The organism is Bradyrhizobium sp. CCGB01 (genome assembly GCF_024199795.1).
Classification (GTDB): domain Bacteria; phylum Pseudomonadota; class Alphaproteobacteria; order Rhizobiales; family Xanthobacteraceae; genus Bradyrhizobium.
In genome coordinates, this window is sequence record NZ_JANADK010000001.1 from 9101748 (window position 1) to 9116512 (window position 14765).

A 14765-nucleotide genomic window follows, 5' to 3' on the forward strand; every position below is an offset into this window, starting at 1 on the left:
CATCTCAACCGGAGGATTTTTTCCATGACCTTCAAACTGCTCGCCGTCTCCGCTGCACTGATCGGCATGGCCGTAACGGGCGCCGTCATCCCCGGCATCTGCGACGAGGCCGCGCGCGCAGCGCCAATGGTGACTGCGGCCGCAAACCGGCAGACCGCGCCCGACTTCGCCGGCATCAACAACTGGTTCAACTCGAAGCCGCTCAACATCGCCGACCTGCGCGGCAAGGTCGTGCTGGTCGACTTCTGGACCTATGGCTGCGTCAACTGCGTCAACACGCTGCCGCACGTCACCGACCTCTACGCCAAATACAAGGACAAGGGCCTCGTCGTGGTCGGCGTGCACACGCCGGAATTCCCGTTCGAGCGCTCGGCCTCCAACGTGCAGGCCGCACTGAAGCGCCACGGCATCACCTATCCGGTGGCGCAGGACAATGATTCCAAGACCTGGAACGCCTACAGCAACCGGTACTGGCCAGCGCAATACATCATCGACCAGGACGGCAAGATCGTGTTCCAGCACGAAGGCGAAGGCGCCTACGACCAGATCGACCGCACGGTGGCCGGGCTGCTGAACGCCAATAGTTGAAGCCGCAGGCGCGACGTTGTTGCTTGACTCCACGGACCCGTCCGTGGAGTTTCGCGGCATCGGAATCAGCTGCCCGCAATGGACGCCGCGACCATCAGCACCGACATTCGCCTTCGTGAGGGCTCCTCGATCGCGCAGCGGCTTGTCATGTCCGCCTTCGCGGCGGCCGTCGCGCTGTGCTTCACGCCGGGCCTGTTCACACGCGATCCGCTGGAAATCATCATATCGGTGGTTGCGCTGCTCGTGGGAGCCGGGTTCGTCGGCGGCATCATGCTGGCGCCGGCGGTGGTGTGGATCATCACGCCGAACGAGATCCTGATCGGGCGACAAAGTCCGTTCGGAAAGCTTCGCACGAGGGTCGTCGCAAAAGACGACATCAGCGGATTGCAGGTTCCCGGCGGCAAGCGGGTAAAGGCGCGCTTTCAACTCGTCTTCACGCTTGCTTCCGGCGAGCGCCTGACATCCCCGCCGATCTCAGACGTCACCCATGTTCGCGACACCGTGGCCCGGATCGCTGCGCAGTTCGAAGTTCCCAATGTCGAGGAGCCGGTCAATCCGCTCGATGCCAGCAATCCCGAGATGCATCTCGGCGAGCCGCTCGAGGCATTTTCCGCGCGGGACATCCGCATCGTGTCGCTGATCGCGGTCGCGTTGTCCGCCGTGCCCTACGCGTACAAGCTCTGGCGCGGGTGGCCGCCCACGCATGTCGACATCCTGTTGCTGCCGCTTGGCGTGATTGCAGCGTTCGCCGTGCACCGTTACGCCAACCTCGTGACCGGCGCGTTCTGGATCATCCGCGAGAGCGACATCCGCGTCGAACGCCTGTGGGGCGACGGCACGCCGCGCGCGGACCATATCGAGGGGCCCGAGGTGAAGACGATCACCGTCGAGCGCCGCGGCCGCTCCGAGGACGAGCACTGCATCGTCACGATCCGATTGCGCTCGGGGCGGCGGTTTCGCAGCCCCCGCATCGGCTCTCGGCCAGAGGCCCGCGCCGTGGGGACCGAAATCGTCCGGCGGCTCGGGATTTCGCCGGAGAGCAACAAGATCTAGCGCAGTGCCTGTTGGGTTGGACGATTTAGCCTCGAACTCGGTCTGAGCCTCTCCCGCTTGCGGGAGAGGTCGCGAAGGCGCGGGTGAGGGTTCTTTCCGCATCGGGAGTGTCCCATCGCGGAGACACCCTCTCCCCCGCCCTCCCCCGCACGCGGGGGAGGGAGCGCATCCAGCCCAGCGCTAGGCTTTTCGCGCCATCCCCTGTTTGTGGCATTGCGAGAGCCCGTCAAAAAACCAAAGCATTCTCGTGACATACCAGCCGGGCGTGCCATTAACTTGCCATGAACATGCCCCTGAGATTTGATGGTTCCGAATGATTTGCGCTGTGGCAGCGGGGAGAGCTTGAAATGACGGATTATCGTCGACTGACCGGGATGGTCGTGGCCGCGATCGGCTTGATCCTGTCCGCACCGCAAGCCATCGCCCAGCAGCCTGACCGCGGCGACGAGCCGGGTCTGGTCGCCGACGACGCCTACCAGCTCGAGCCGGAATGGCAGAAGCAGGTCGTGTACTTCCGCACCACCGAAACGCCGGGCACCATCATCATCTCGACCGCCGAGCGGCATCTCTATTTGGTGCAGCCCGGCGGGCGCGCGATCCGTTACGGCATCGGCGTCGGCCGCGACGGCTTCCAGTGGCAGGGTCTGGTGAACATCACCAACAAGAAAGAGTGGCCGGACTGGACGCCGCCGCCGGAGATGATCCAGCGCCAGCCCTATCTGCCGCGCTTCATGGCCGGCGGCCCCGGCAATCCGCTCGGCGCCCGCGCCATGTATCTCGGCACCACGGTCTACCGCATCCACGGCACCAACCGCCCCGACACGATCGGCACCAAGGTGTCCTCAGGCTGCTTCCGTCTGGTCAACCATGACGTCGCCGATCTCTACGATCGCGTCCCTGTTGGCACCAAGGTCGTCATCCGGCAGAAGCCCGAACTCTAAGCTTATCGCTGGAGCATGATCCCCAGGGATCATGCTCTGCGCCCTCCCCCAAATTCCTTTTCCCGATTTTTCGAGAGAGCAACATGATGCGCACATTCCGAGGCGGCCTGCTGATCGGGCTCGCAGTCGCCGTGCTGGTCGCCGTCCTGGCCATCATCTATGAATTCTACGATACCCGCACGCTGAAGCGCACCGTGCGCCGCGGCGAGGTGCTGTGCGGCGTCAACAAGGGCCTGCCGGGCTTCTCGATCCCGGACGACAAGGGCAACTGGACCGGCTTCGACGTCGATTTCTGCCGCGCGGTGGCCTCCGCGATCTTCAACGATCCGGGCAAGGCGAAGTTCGTCCCGCTCGACGCCGGCGAACGCTTCAAGGAATTGCAGAGCCGGAAAGTGGACATCCTCTCGCGCAACTCGACCTGGAGCATGGCGCGCGAGCTCGACTACGACCTCTATTTCCCCGCGGTCGCCTATTACGACGGCGCAGGCTTCATGCTGCCGCGCTCGCGCAACAAGGAGACTTCGCTGGACCTGACCGGCAGCAAGGTCTGCGTGCAGGCCGGCACCACCACGCTGCTCAACGTCGCCGATTACTTCAAAGCCAACAACATGAAGTATGAAGAGGTGAAGTTCGACAAGCTCGATGACGTGGTGAAGGCCTACGACACCGGCAAGTGCGACACGCTGTCGGCCGACGTCTCCCAGCTCTACGCGCTCAGGCTCAACCTCTCAAAGCCCGGCGACCACATGATCCTGCCGGATATGATCTCCAAGGAGCCGCTCGCTCCCGTCGTGCGCCAGCGCGACGACGACTGGATGATGATCGTGAAATGGACGCTCTACGCGATGATCAACGCCGAAGAGCTCGGCGTGACCTCGGAGAATATCGACGAGGCCCTGAAGTCGAAGAAGCCGGAAGTGATGCGCCTGGTCGGCACCGAGGGCAATTACGGCGAGCAGCTCGGCCTCACCAAGGACTGGGTCGTCCGCATCATCCGCCACGTCGGCAATTACGGCGAGATGTACGAGCGCAACATCGGCGAGAAGTCGAAGCTGAAGATCCCGCGCGGCATGAACCAGCTGTGGAATGCAGGTGGTGTGCAGTATGCCCCGCCGATGAGGTAACGGCGGTCTCACCGCCGTCACTGCGAGCTTGGGGCGGCCGCTCTCCACACTCAACTGTCATCGCCCGGCTTGACTGGGCGATCCAGTACGCCGCGGCCTCTCCGTAAATCACTTCTGTCTCTGGAATACTGGGTCGCCCGGTCAAGCCGGGCGACGACACTGAGGGTGAGGCACGCGCTCGCGCCTCACGTCCGCTGCCTCAATACCCCCGCGTGCGCGCCAGTTGCTCGGTGTGGTAATTCGCATCGCCGAACAGTTCCTCGCACACCCTTGCGCGCTTCATGAAGAAGCCGATGTCGAACTGGTCGGTCATGCCCATGCCGCCGTGCATCTGCACGCCTTCCTGCACCGCGCGCGTGGCGGTGGTGCCGGCGCGTGCCTTAGCGACGGCGACGGCTGAGGCGGCCTTGGCGACGTCGGCATCCAGTGCCTGGAGCGCCTTCATCGTGGCGGCACGGGTGATCTCGATGTCGACATAGAGTTCGGCGGCGCGGTGCTGGAGCGCCTGGAATTCGCCGATCAGCTTGCCGAACTGCTTTCTGTTCTTGAGATACTCGACGGTGCGGTTGAACACCTCGTCGCTGAGACCCACCATTTCAGCCGCGACCGCGCCGCGGCCGATGTCGAGCACGCCCTCGAGCAGGCTCGCGCCCTGATCCACCTCGCCGAGCACGCTGTCGGCATTGACCTCGACATTGGCAAGCTCGATCCGCGCCGCATTATGCGCGTCGACCATGATGGTGCGCTCGATCGATACGCCCTTGGCCTTGGGGTTGACCAGGAACAGCGTCAAGCCATCGCGCTCGCCGGCCGCGCCAGCGGTCCGCGCGGCGACGATGAAGAGGTCGGCGACGTGACCGTCGACGACCAGCGCCTTGGAGCCGGAGAGCTTGAAGCCGTTGCCGGCGCGCACCGCCTGGAGGCTGGTCTGGAGCGGGCGATGCTTTGCGCCTTCGTCGACCGCGAGCGTCGCGAGCAGCGAGCCGTTGGAGACCTTCGGCAGATATTCCGACTTCTGCGCGGCATTGCCGCCGCGGTTCAGCGCCGAGGCTGCCACCACGCTGGTGGCGAGGAACGGCGACGGCATCAAGGTGCGGCCGATCTCCTCCATCACGATCCCGGCCTCCATGAAGCCGAGACCGCTGCCGCCGAACTCTTCCGGCACGAGCAGGCCGGCAAAGCCCATCTCGGCGAAGGAGTGCCACAGCTCCTTGGAGAATCCGGTCGGATCCTTGGCGTCGCGCAAATGCCGCAGGTGCGACACCGGCGCCTTGTCGCTGATCAGCCCGCGCGCGGAGTCGCGGAGCATCGATTGTTCTTCGGTGAGGACGAGGGCCATGATGTTCAATCTCTAAGGTCTTGCAAATCTGTTGGTGTCATTCCGGGGCGATGCGCAGCATCGAACCCGGAATCTCGAGGTTCTCAGGTGCGCAACTGCGCACCATAGTTCGCGCTATCGCGCGCCCCGGAACGACGGAGAACCTTACGCCCCCGGCAAATCCAGGATGCGCTTGGCGACGATGCCGAGCATCACCTCCGTCGTGCCGCCCTCGATCGAGTTGGCCTTGGTGCGCAGCCAGGCGCGCGGACGGGCGCCCTGCTTGGAGCGCTCGCTCTCCCATTCCAACGCATCGACGCCGCCGGCGGACATCAGGATCTCGTAGCGGCGCTTGTTGAGCTCGGTGCCATAATATTTCATCGCCGATGAGAACGCCGGATGCGCCTGCCCCGCCTTGGCGAGATCGACCGCGCGCTCGGCGCAAGCCGCAAGCGCAGCTTCATCGACGTCGAACATCGCGATCTTGCCGCGCAGCATGGAATCGTCGAGCCGCCCCAGCGCATCGGAGCCGACGGAGTCGGCCGCGATCTGGCCGAGCGGACGACCGACGCCACGCTCGCCCATGCCCGAGATCATCGCGCGCTCGTGCTGGAGCAGATATTTCGCGACGTCCCAGCCGCGGTTGACGCTGCCGACCACATGCGACTTCGGCACGCGGACGCCGTCGAAGAAAGTCTCGCAGAACGGCGAATAGCCGGAAATGAGCAGGATCGGCTTGGTCGTCACACCCTTCGAGGTCATGTCGAACAGGATGAAGCTGATGCCGTCATGCTTCTTCGCGGCGGGATCGGTGCGGACGAGGCAGAAGATCCAGTCGGCGTAATTGGCGTAGGACGTCCAGATCTTCGAACCCGTGATGACGAAATCGTCGCCGTCACTCTCGGCGCGGGTCTGGAGCGAGGCGAGATCGGAGCCGGCGTTCGGCTCGGAATAACCCTGGCACCAGCGGATGAGGCCCGCCGCGATCTTCGGCAGATGCTCCTTCTTCTGGGCCTCATTGCCATACTTGAGCAAAGCCGGTCCGAGCATCCAGATGCCGAAACTCGACAGCGGCGGACGCGCGCCCATCTTCGCCATCTCGGCGCGCAGCACCTTGTGCTCGGCAGCGCTGAGGCCTCCGCCGCCATATTCCTTCGGCCAATCCGGCACGGTCCAGCCCTTGTCGCGCATGCGCTCGAACCAGATGCGCTGCGGCTCGGACGCGAATTTCGTATTGCGTCCGCCCCAGAACACGTCGCCGTCGGAGGTCACGGGTTTACGCATCTCCGGCGGACAATTGGCTTCCAGCCAGGCGCGCGTTTGCTTGCGGAATTCTTCGAGATCGGCTGTCTCAGTGTCGCTCATGGTCGTTTCCATCAATCAAAAATCGACTTGTTGGGCGCGACTCTGGGCCATCGCACCGTGGAATTCAACCACTTCCGTGGCGCGCGTTCGGCTATAGTCGCCGCCACGACGGTGCTTGAAAACAAAGAGGAAACGAGAATGCGCCTGAAACTCCTTTCGCCTGGCGAAATGAACGAGAGCCAGCGGCAGACCTATGACGAGTCGATTGCCGGCAAGCGCGGCAAGCCGCCGGCGCCGATGATGGCATGGCTCAACAGCCCCGACATGGCCCGTCACGCCACGCGGCTCGGCGAGGTGCTGCGCTACGACACGATCTTCCCCGCCAAGCTCTCGGAGATCGCGATCCTGGTGACGGCGCGGCACTGGACTGCGCATTACGAATGGTATGCGCATAAGCGCCTCGCGCTTGCGGGCGGCATGGACCCGAAAATCATCGACGCGATCCGCGACCGTCGCACGCCTGAGTTCGACGATCCCAAGGGCAGGATGATCTACGACGTCGCGAAGTCGCTGCACGAGGGTCACGGCGTCGAGAAGGGGCTGTATGATGAAGCGGTGAAAGTGCTCAGCGAGCGCGGCGTCGTCGAGGTGATCGGGCTATGCGGCTACTACACCATGGTGTCGATGACACTGAACACGTTCGAGTTCGAGCTGCCCGAGGGCGAGGTGCCGGAGCTGTCATAGTTTCGTGTCCGGAAACGCAGGGTTTCGGGATAGGGCCGTAGCGCTGTCCTGAAGCCGGGCCTATGTGGAGTTCATCAACGGAGCAGCCACATGTCGCAAAGCCCAGCCGTCCATGCCGGCACCAGGATCGGCCACGTTCACCTCAAGGTCGCCGATCTCGATCGCGCGCTCGGCTTCTATTGCGGCGTGCTCGGCTTCGAGCTGATGCAGCGCATGGGCTCCGGTGCGGCCTTCATCTCGGCCGGCGGTTATCATCACCACATCGGGCTCAACACCTGGGAAAGCAAGGGCGGCTCGCCGCCGCCGCCGGGCAGCACGGGGCTCTTCCACACCGCGATCCTCTATCCGACGCGGCCGGCGCTGGCGGATGCGTTGCATCGGGTGCTGACGGCCGGCATTGCGCTGGACGGCGCCAGCGACCACGGCGTCAGCGAAGCCTTGTATTTGCGCGACCCGGACCAGAACGGCGTGGAGCTGTATTGGGACAAGCCGCGGGAGCAATGGCCGTTCGGGCCGGATGGCAAGCTTGCGATGGTCACGAAGCGGCTGGATGTGGAGGGGTTGTTGCGAGTGCGCGAGGGGTGATGCCGTAGGGTGGGTTAGCCCCGTGGATGCGCGAAGCGCATCCACTCGGCGTAACCCACCATGCCTCGGCGAATGCAGGACGAAGTTGGTGGATTACGCCTTCGGCTAATCCACCCTACGAGAGCTTCGCCCGGGGCGTCCCCCGCACCATGATCAGCCCGGCGGCCATCACCTCCAGCGCGATGCAGAGATAGAACGGCAGCGCGTAGCCACCGGACCAATCGCGCAAGGCCCCGACGACCCCAGGGCCGAACGCATACGTCACCTGGTTGATCGCCGTATTCAAGCTGATCAGCACGCCGAACGAGGCGCTATCGAACTCCCGCTGCACGATCAGCGACGGCAGCGTGATGAGGTTGCCGACCGAGAAGCCGAACACTGCGCAGGCCGCGATCAGCACATAGTCGTTGTGCAAATTGATGACGACGCACAGCGCCGCGGCCTGGCTCAGGAACGACAGCGCCGAGGCCAGCCGCTGGTTGAGGCGATCGATCACCATCGAGAACAGCACCCGGCCGACCACCGCCATCGCGGTCAGCAGCGCAACGGCAACAGCGGCGCGTTCGCGGCCGATCACGGGATCGAGGAACGAGATCAGGTGCACGATGAAGCCGACCTGCGCGAACAGCACCAGCGCAAACGCAATCGTCACCGTGAGGAAGCCGACATCGCGCAACGCCCATGCGCGGATTTGCGTCGACGATTGCGGCTTCGCTTTCGCCGCCGCATGCCAGCCGTGAAGGTCGGGCGGCCGTCCGACGAGAATGAGGATCACCGGCAGCAGCAGCACCAGCATGGCCCCGGCGGCGGCGTACATCGCACTGGCAAAGCCGACATGGCCGATCAACGTCACCAGCAGCGGCACGCCGACGATGCCGCCGAAGCTGGCGCCGTTCAGCGCCAGGCTGATCGCCATGCCGCGCTTCTGGTCGAACCAGAGGCTGATCGTGTTGGTGATCATGGCGAGACTGGTGCCGGCCCAGCCGAAGGCGAGCACGGCGTCGGCGAGATAGAGCTGCCAGGGCTCGCGCACTGCGCCGATCGCGACCGCGGCCGCCGCCATCGCCAGCGTGCCGGCGATCAGGCAGAGCCGCGGGCCGTATTTCCTCACGGCCTCGCCAACGAAGACGACGAGCAGCGCGCCGAACAGGTAGAAGAACGTCGTGCCCGAGGAGACCAGCGAAGCCGGCCAGCCCCGCGCCCGCTGGAGCTCGGCGACGTAGACGCTCTGCCCGTAGAAGCCGAGCCCCCAGCCGAAGGTCGCAAGCAGGAAGCAGACCGCGACGATGCGCCAGCCTTCGTAACGAAGCGAGGTTTCGTCGATGGGCGCGGTCGGCTGGGGATTGTCGAGCATTTGCGCTGGTCCTTCGTTTCCCCCGCGAGCGCCGTGCTTCACGCCAGCCTGTCGATGACGAGCATCATGTAACAACCGGGCTCTCGAAAATCACTTCGACCGGGATCGAAGTATCAACGTTGCTGACAGCCTCCTGCCAACCTTGTTGAGTATGATCTTATCGGAAAACCGCTCCACACTTTTCCGGATCATACGTCAGATCGCATCCGGGAACTCGCCCATCGCAGCCTCGAGCCGCGCCTTGCGGTGGCGAGCCCAGGACGCTAGCGAGAGCACGGCGAGGCCGAGCACCACCGGTGGGAACACCACCATGTTCACCGCGGACCAGCCGTAATTGGCGAGCAGCTGGCCGGAGGAGAACGAGCCGATCGCCATCATGCCGAACACGAGGAAATCGTTGAAGGCCTGCACCTTGTTGCGCTCCTGCGGCCGGTGCGTCTCCAGCACCAGCGCGGAGGCGCCGATGAAGGAGAAATTCCAGCCGACACCGAGCACGATCAGCGTGGCCCAGAAATGCATCGCGGTGAGGCCGGAGAGACCGATGCCGGCGGCGACGGCCTCCAGCAGCAGGCCGGCGGCGACGATCCTGGGCGCGCCGAAGCGCGCGATCAGCGCACCCGTGAAGAAGCTCGGCCCGTACATGGCGACGATGTGCCATTGAATACCGAAATTGGAATCGGACACGGACAGGCCGCACATCTTCATGGCGAGCGGTGCCGAGGTCATGACGAGATTCATCATGGGATAGGAGATGACGCCGCACAAAGCCGCCGCAATGAAGCGCGGCCGGGTCACGATGGTAAGCAGCGGCCGGCCGCCGTGCAGATCGGCGGGCGCAGGCTTGGGCATGTCGACGCCGGCGACGATGCCCATCGCGACCAGTGCGACCGCGGCCTGCACCAGGAAGCTGAAGGCGAACAGATAGGGCGACCAGACGTCCATGGTCCATTGCACGAGCTGCGGACCAAGCACGCCCGCGAACACGCCACCGGCCATCACCCAGGATACCGCTTTCGGCCGGTAGGCGGCGCTGGCGCCGTCGGCGGCGGCGAAGCGGTAGGATTGCGCCACCGCGCCGTAGAGGCCGCCGAGAAAGGTCGCGAGGCAGAACAGCGCGAACGAAGCGTGCAGGATCGCAAAGCAGCCGCACAGACCGGTGAGCGTGCCCAGACCCGTGCCGACGATGAAGGCCGCACGGCGGCCGAAGCGGCGCGAGATCGCGCCGGTCGGCAGCGTGCCGGCCGCTAGCCCCAGCACATACATCGAGATCGGCACGGTCGCGAACGACATGTCGGGCGCGAGCGTCGCGCCGACGATCGAGCCGGTCGCGAAGATCACCGCCGAGTTGGCGCCGGTCAGCGCCTGCGCCGCGGCGAGACGCACCACATTGGCACGCACGCGGACATCGTCGGCGATCTCGTTGGCTGTCGTCACGTCTAGCATCGGCATTTCCGCCCAGGGGGATGTTCGGGAGCTTGGTTGATTCCCGGCACTATGGAGGGGCGCGGGAGGGCGGGCAACCGGCGCAAACGGGCGCAGGCCATGCCTCTGACGCAATCGGAGGGATGATAGCGGGCCGCGCTTTTGACGGCTTGCGCTCGATCAAATCCTATCCGCCGTGACTTCCGGAGTTTCGATCATGACCGTCGACGACAGACCCACGCTCAGCGCTCCCGACGACGATCCCTGGCTCTGGCTGGAAGAGATCGAAGGCAAGCAGGCGCTCGACTTCGTCGAACGGCAGAATCAACTGACGCTCACCGCGTTCGGCGGGAAGGCCTATGAGCGCGACCGCGACATCCTCGCCACGATCTACGATCGTCCCGACAACATTCCCTATGTCAGCCGCCGCGGAGATGATCTGCACAATCTCTGGAAGGATGCCACCAACCCGCGCGGCCTGTGGCGGCGGACCAATCTGGCGGAATTTCGCAAGGCCGATCCGGCCTGGGAGATCATGCTGGATGTCGACCAACTCGCGGCGCGCGAAGGCGAGGACTGGCTGCTCAGCGGAATCGCCACGAGGCCGGGAAGCTCGCGGGCGATTCTGAGCCTGTCGCGCGGCGGCAGCGACGCCGTTACCTTGCGCGAGTTCGACCTCGCCACGAAAAATTTTTTGCCGGACGGCTTTACGCTACCGGAAGCGAAAGGCGGCGCGGACTGGTTCGATGCCGACACGCTGCTGCTGTCGAGCGCGCATGGCGAGGGCATGGCAACGAGCTCCGGCTATGCACGAACCGTGCGGCTTTGGCGGCGTGGCCAGCCTGTCGATCAGGCCGAAATGATCGCCGAGACTACCGCCGATCACATGGTGATCTATGGTGGTGTCGACGACACCGGGGCGGCGCCGCGGGTCTGGATCGTCGACCAGATCGATTTCTTCAATCACGCGATCTGGCTGCGCGATGCGACTGGTGCGACGACAAAGCTCGATCTGCCGACCGGCATCTGGATGCAGGCGCATGGCGACTGGTTCGCGATGAAGCTGCGCAAGGACTGGACGGTCCAAGAGCAGACTCAAGAACGAACCTACGCCACCGACACCGTGCTCGGCATATCGCTCTCGGCGTTCCTCGCCGGCAGCCGCGATTTCGCGGTTCTGTTCGAGCCGGCACCGCGACGCGCCCTGCAGGGCCTGTTCTGGACCGCGGGCAAGCTCGTCCTCTCGATCCTCGACGAGCTCAGGCCGCGCTTCGAGATCTGCACGCCGTCCACCACGAGCTGGAGCCGCGAGACACTTCCCGGCCTCCCGCAGATCGGCGTCGTCGACATCTGGCCGCTCGATCGCCATCCGTCCGAAAGCAATGGCGACCTGCTCGCCAATGTGCAGGACCCGCTGACGCCACCGTCGCTGCTGTTGCTCGCGCGCGGCGTCGCAAGCCCGACCGTGCTGAAGCAGGCGCCGAAGACGTTCACCCCTGACGGCCTCGTGGTGACGCAGCACGAGGCGATCTCTGTCGACGGCGAACGCATTCCCTATGTGCAGACCGGCCCGGCGGGCGAGACCGGCGATGCGCCCGTCTATATGAGCGCCTATGGCGGCTTCGCCCATGCGGTGAAGCCATACTACAACCCCTCGCTCGGCAAGCTGTGGCTGGAGCGCGGCGGCACCGTCGTGCAGGCGAATTTGCGCGGCGGCGGCGAGTTCGGCACGCGCTGGCACGACGCCGGCCGGCTCGCCGGCAAGAAACTCTCGCACGACGATTTCGCGGCCGTTGCCGCCGATCTCGTCCGCCGCGGCGTGACCAAGGCAAAGCGCATCGCCGCGCAGGGCGGATCGAACGGCGGCATCCTCATCACCAACATGCTGGTGCGTTATCCCGAGCGCTTCGGCGCGCTGTTCTGCACCATTCCTCTGATCGACATGCGCCGTTACACGAAGCTGCTCGCGGGCGCGAGCTGGATCGCGGAGTATGGCGACCCCGACAAGCCCGACGAATGGGAGTGGCTGAAGACCTACTCCGCCTATCACAACGTCAGGGACGGCCAGACTTACCCGCCGATCCTGATCGCCACGACGCGGCGCGACGACCGCGTTCATCCCGGCCATGCGCGCAAGATGGCCGCAAAGCTCCAGGCGATGGGCTACGAGGCCTGGTTCTACGAGCCGGCAGCGGGCGGCCACGGCTACGGCAAGGACAACAAGGAGCGCGCCGGCTTCGAGGTGCTCGGCTTCCGGTTCTTGAAGGAGAAGATCGGGTGGAGGGATGGCGAGGCGTGAGAGCGCCGTCCGCTCGAGGCTTTGATCGTAGCGCGAGGTGAGGGAGGCACCGCTCTCTCATTCCCTCCCCCCTTGCGGGGGAGGGGCAGGGAGAGGGGTGGCCACAAACTCCGATCTCGCTTGGGGCTACCCCTCTCCCCCGCCCTCCCCCGCAAGGGGGGAGGGAGCGCACCACCTTCGTGGCGCGCACCCAGCCTAAGTCAGCAGTGCTCTACGAGCGCGCAAACACCAGCGTCAGATTATTCGCCGGCATGTCGATCGTATCGACGAGGCGAAGCCCTGCGGCTTTTGCGAGCGTCTCGACATCGCTGATATCGCGCACGCCCCATTCGGGATTGCCTTCGCGCAAGGAGGTGTCGAACACGGCATTGCTGAGCGCGGTGTGCTTGCCGTCGCGCTTGAACGGCCCGTACAGGAACAGCTTGCCGTCGGCGCGCAGATAGCGGCCGGCGCCGGCGAACAGGCCCTCGGCCACGCTCCATGGCGCGATGTGGATGACGTTGGCGCAGAACAACGCGGCAAGGCTTGTCGGGCCCTGCCCGCTTCGCATCTCCGGACACCAATCGGGATCGGTGAGATCGATCCGCAGCGGGCTGCGGATGTTTTGCAGGCCCGAATGAATGCGCCAGGCTTCGATGCTCTTGAGATGCCGCTGGTTGAGGTCGCTGGGCCACCAGGTCAGGCCGGGCGTATGGCGGGCGAAATGGACCACATGCTGGCCGGTTCCGCTGCCGAGCTCGACCACGTTGCCGGTCAGGCCTGCGAGATGCTTTTCCAGCGCCGCCCAGAGCGGCTCGTGATTGCGATGAAATGCCGGGGCATCGAGCCGCCCATCGGACTCGACCCGTCCGCCGTCCCTGCCAAATTCGACGACATATTCAGCCAATTGAGGTCCCCTTGAAAAACGAGAACGAGTAAGAAAACAGGATGGGCGCCCAAACGCCCCGAAAACAGCCAGCCAGCGCCCATTGCCTTTAGTCCTGGGCCCGAATTCGCCGAACAAATAATCTCTTTAGTTGCAATGCGGAAGATATTAACTCCATTTTGCCGCGTGCATAGTCTTGATTGTCAGGCGATGCCCTTTGTGCTTTGGAACACTATATTTCCGCGAACGAGATCATCGACATAACGCCTCGGAACGACGCCTTGACCGCCCTTCCACGGACGCCCGTCCTTACCCTCCTGCTGGCCATCGCCGCCGGCCTTGCCGCAAGCCCCGTGCAGGCGCAATCCGCCGTGGCCGACGGCCAGAAGCTCGCCTTCGATCGCGGCAAGGGCAATTGCCTGACCTGCCATGTCATCAAGGGCGGCGACCTGCCCGGAACGATCGGCCCGGAGCTGAAGGACATCAAGTCAAAATACCCTGATCGCAACGAGCTGGTCGCGATCATCTTCGACGAGACCAAGCGCAATCCGCAGACCATGATGCCGCCGTTCGGCCGGAACCGGATTCTGAACGAACAGGAGATCAGCGCGATCGTTGATTTCCTCCAGACCCTGTGACTTCAGGCACGCCAAGAGACTGTCCAGGAGACCTCTGATGACGACACGCACCGGCCTTCATCCGACGCGGCGCCTGATCCTTCAGGGCACAGCCTCGGTCGCGCTGCTCGGCCTCGGTAACCTGCCGTTCGGCGCGACGTCCGCGCTTGCCGCGGCCAACGACAAATATCCCGACGAGGCGTTCAAGCAGAAGAGCGAGGCCGACGCGATCAAGGCGCTCTATGGCAAGACCGCCGAGCCCTCCGACAAGGTCAAGCTCGATGCACCCGAGATCGCCGAGAACGGCGGCGTCGTGCCGATCGCAGTGACGACGACGCTCGACAAGGTGACCTCGATCTCGCTCTTCGTGGCCGAGAATCCGAACGCGCTCGCGGCGTCCTACAAGATACCCGACGGCACGATGCCCAGTGTCGCCAACCGGCTGAAGATGGCCAAGACCAGCAACGTGGTCGCCATCGTAGAAGCCGACGGCAAGCTCTACAGCGCGACCAAGGAAGTGAAGGTCACCGTCGGCGGCTGCGGCGGCTAG

Annotated in this window: 14 protein-coding genes; 9 read left to right on the forward strand and 5 right to left on the reverse strand. The window is 64.6% G+C overall.

The genetic code is table 11. The features are described from left to right. Positions 1-24 precede the first annotated feature (24 nt). From NLM25_RS42895 to NLM25_RS42910, 4 genes are all read left to right on the forward strand, one after another. Positions 25-588, forward strand: a complete 564-nt coding sequence (locus NLM25_RS42895) for a thioredoxin family protein (RefSeq protein ID WP_254140942.1) — start codon at positions 25-27, stop codon at positions 586-588. 78 nt (positions 589-666) lie between these two features. Further along, a complete protein-coding gene (locus NLM25_RS42900) occupies positions 667-1641 on the forward strand; it encodes a hypothetical protein (RefSeq protein WP_254140943.1) in 975 nt (324 codons plus the stop codon). Positions 1642-1988: 347 nt separating this feature from the next. After that, entirely contained in the window at positions 1989-2582 is a 594-nt protein-coding gene (locus NLM25_RS42905) for a L,D-transpeptidase (protein WP_254123944.1), read from the forward strand. An 86-nt stretch (positions 2583-2668) separates the two neighbouring features. Beyond that, entirely contained in the window at positions 2669-3706 is a 1038-nt protein-coding gene (locus NLM25_RS42910) for an amino acid ABC transporter substrate-binding protein (RefSeq protein WP_254141364.1), read from the forward strand. A gap of 199 nt (positions 3707-3905) precedes the next feature. Here the strand turns inward: NLM25_RS42910 and NLM25_RS42915 are convergent, their stop codons facing one another. Beyond that, positions 3906-5045, reverse strand: a complete 1140-nt coding sequence (locus NLM25_RS42915) for an acyl-CoA dehydrogenase family protein (RefSeq protein WP_254140944.1) — start codon at positions 5043-5045, stop codon at positions 3906-3908. Positions 5046-5189: 144 nt separating this feature from the next. Beyond that, positions 5190-6389 (reverse strand): acyl-CoA dehydrogenase family protein, encoded by a 1200-nt coding sequence (locus tag NLM25_RS42920; protein ID WP_254140945.1) that lies wholly within the window; start codon positions 6387-6389, stop codon positions 5190-5192. Positions 6390-6527: 138 nt separating this feature from the next. Here NLM25_RS42920 and NLM25_RS42925 point away from each other — a divergent pair, with 138 nt between their 5' ends. Further along, positions 6528-7073 carry a carboxymuconolactone decarboxylase family protein gene (locus NLM25_RS42925; protein WP_254140946.1) on the forward strand — a complete coding sequence of 182 codons (546 nt, stop codon included), beginning with the start codon at positions 6528-6530 and terminating at the stop codon, positions 7071-7073. 90 nt (positions 7074-7163) lie between these two features. After that, positions 7164-7658 (forward strand): VOC family protein, encoded by a 495-nt coding sequence (locus tag NLM25_RS42930; RefSeq protein ID WP_254140947.1) that lies wholly within the window; start codon positions 7164-7166, stop codon positions 7656-7658. A gap of 115 nt (positions 7659-7773) precedes the next feature. Here the strand turns inward: NLM25_RS42930 and NLM25_RS42935 are convergent, their stop codons facing one another. Next, positions 7774-9012: an MFS transporter gene (locus NLM25_RS42935; RefSeq protein ID WP_254140948.1), complete on the reverse strand. Its 1239-nt coding sequence runs from the start codon at positions 9010-9012 to the stop codon at positions 7774-7776. Positions 9013-9207: 195 nt separating this feature from the next. Further along, positions 9208-10455, reverse strand: coding sequence for an MFS transporter (locus tag NLM25_RS42940; RefSeq protein ID WP_254140949.1), 1248 nt, complete (start codon positions 10453-10455; stop codon positions 9208-9210). 196 nt (positions 10456-10651) lie between these two features. Between NLM25_RS42940 and NLM25_RS42945 the strand changes: the two genes are divergently transcribed. After that, positions 10652-12733 carry a prolyl oligopeptidase family protein gene (locus NLM25_RS42945; RefSeq protein WP_254140950.1) on the forward strand — a complete coding sequence of 694 codons (2082 nt, stop codon included), beginning with the start codon at positions 10652-10654 and terminating at the stop codon, positions 12731-12733. A gap of 211 nt (positions 12734-12944) precedes the next feature. Here the strand turns inward: NLM25_RS42945 and NLM25_RS42950 are convergent, their stop codons facing one another. Beyond that, positions 12945-13619 carry a DUF938 domain-containing protein gene (locus NLM25_RS42950; protein ID WP_254140951.1) on the reverse strand — a complete coding sequence of 225 codons (675 nt, stop codon included), beginning with the start codon at positions 13617-13619 and terminating at the stop codon, positions 12945-12947. 260 nt (positions 13620-13879) lie between these two features. Between NLM25_RS42950 and soxX the strand changes: the two genes are divergently transcribed. Beyond that, positions 13880-14236, forward strand: coding sequence for a sulfur oxidation c-type cytochrome SoxX (gene soxX / locus NLM25_RS42955; protein ID WP_254140952.1), 357 nt, complete (start codon positions 13880-13882; stop codon positions 14234-14236). Positions 14237-14273: 37 nt separating this feature from the next. Beyond that, a complete protein-coding gene (gene soxY, locus NLM25_RS42960; RefSeq protein WP_254140953.1) occupies positions 14274-14765 on the forward strand; it encodes a thiosulfate oxidation carrier protein SoxY in 492 nt (163 codons plus the stop codon).

Excerpts from the sequence above, each read along its gene's own strand:
- NLM25_RS42895 (WP_254140942.1), top strand. The coding sequence starts at position 25 with ATGACCTTCAAACTGCTCGCCGTCTCCGCTGCACTGATCGGCATGGCC.
- NLM25_RS42900 (WP_254140943.1), top strand. The coding sequence starts at position 667 with ATGGACGCCGCGACCATCAGCACCGACATTCGCCTTCGTGAGGGCTCC.
- NLM25_RS42905 (WP_254123944.1), top strand. The coding sequence starts at position 1,989 with ATGACGGATTATCGTCGACTGACCGGGATGGTCGTGGCCGCGATCGGC.
- NLM25_RS42910 (WP_254141364.1), top strand. The coding sequence starts at position 2,669 with ATGCGCACATTCCGAGGCGGCCTGCTGATCGGGCTCGCAGTCGCCGTG.
- NLM25_RS42915 (WP_254140944.1), bottom strand. The coding sequence starts at position 5,045 with ATGGCCCTCGTCCTCACCGAAGAACAATCGATGCTCCGCGACTCCGCG.
- NLM25_RS42920 (WP_254140945.1), bottom strand. The coding sequence starts at position 6,389 with ATGAGCGACACTGAGACAGCCGATCTCGAAGAATTCCGCAAGCAAACG.
- NLM25_RS42925 (WP_254140946.1), top strand. The coding sequence starts at position 6,528 with ATGCGCCTGAAACTCCTTTCGCCTGGCGAAATGAACGAGAGCCAGCGG.
- NLM25_RS42930 (WP_254140947.1), top strand. The coding sequence starts at position 7,164 with ATGTCGCAAAGCCCAGCCGTCCATGCCGGCACCAGGATCGGCCACGTT.
- NLM25_RS42935 (WP_254140948.1), bottom strand. The coding sequence starts at position 9,012 with ATGCTCGACAATCCCCAGCCGACCGCGCCCATCGACGAAACCTCGCTT.
- NLM25_RS42940 (WP_254140949.1), bottom strand. The coding sequence starts at position 10,455 with ATGCTAGACGTGACGACAGCCAACGAGATCGCCGACGATGTCCGCGTG.
- NLM25_RS42945 (WP_254140950.1), top strand. The coding sequence starts at position 10,652 with ATGACCGTCGACGACAGACCCACGCTCAGCGCTCCCGACGACGATCCC.
- soxY (WP_254140953.1), top strand. The coding sequence starts at position 14,274 with ATGACGACACGCACCGGCCTTCATCCGACGCGGCGCCTGATCCTTCAG.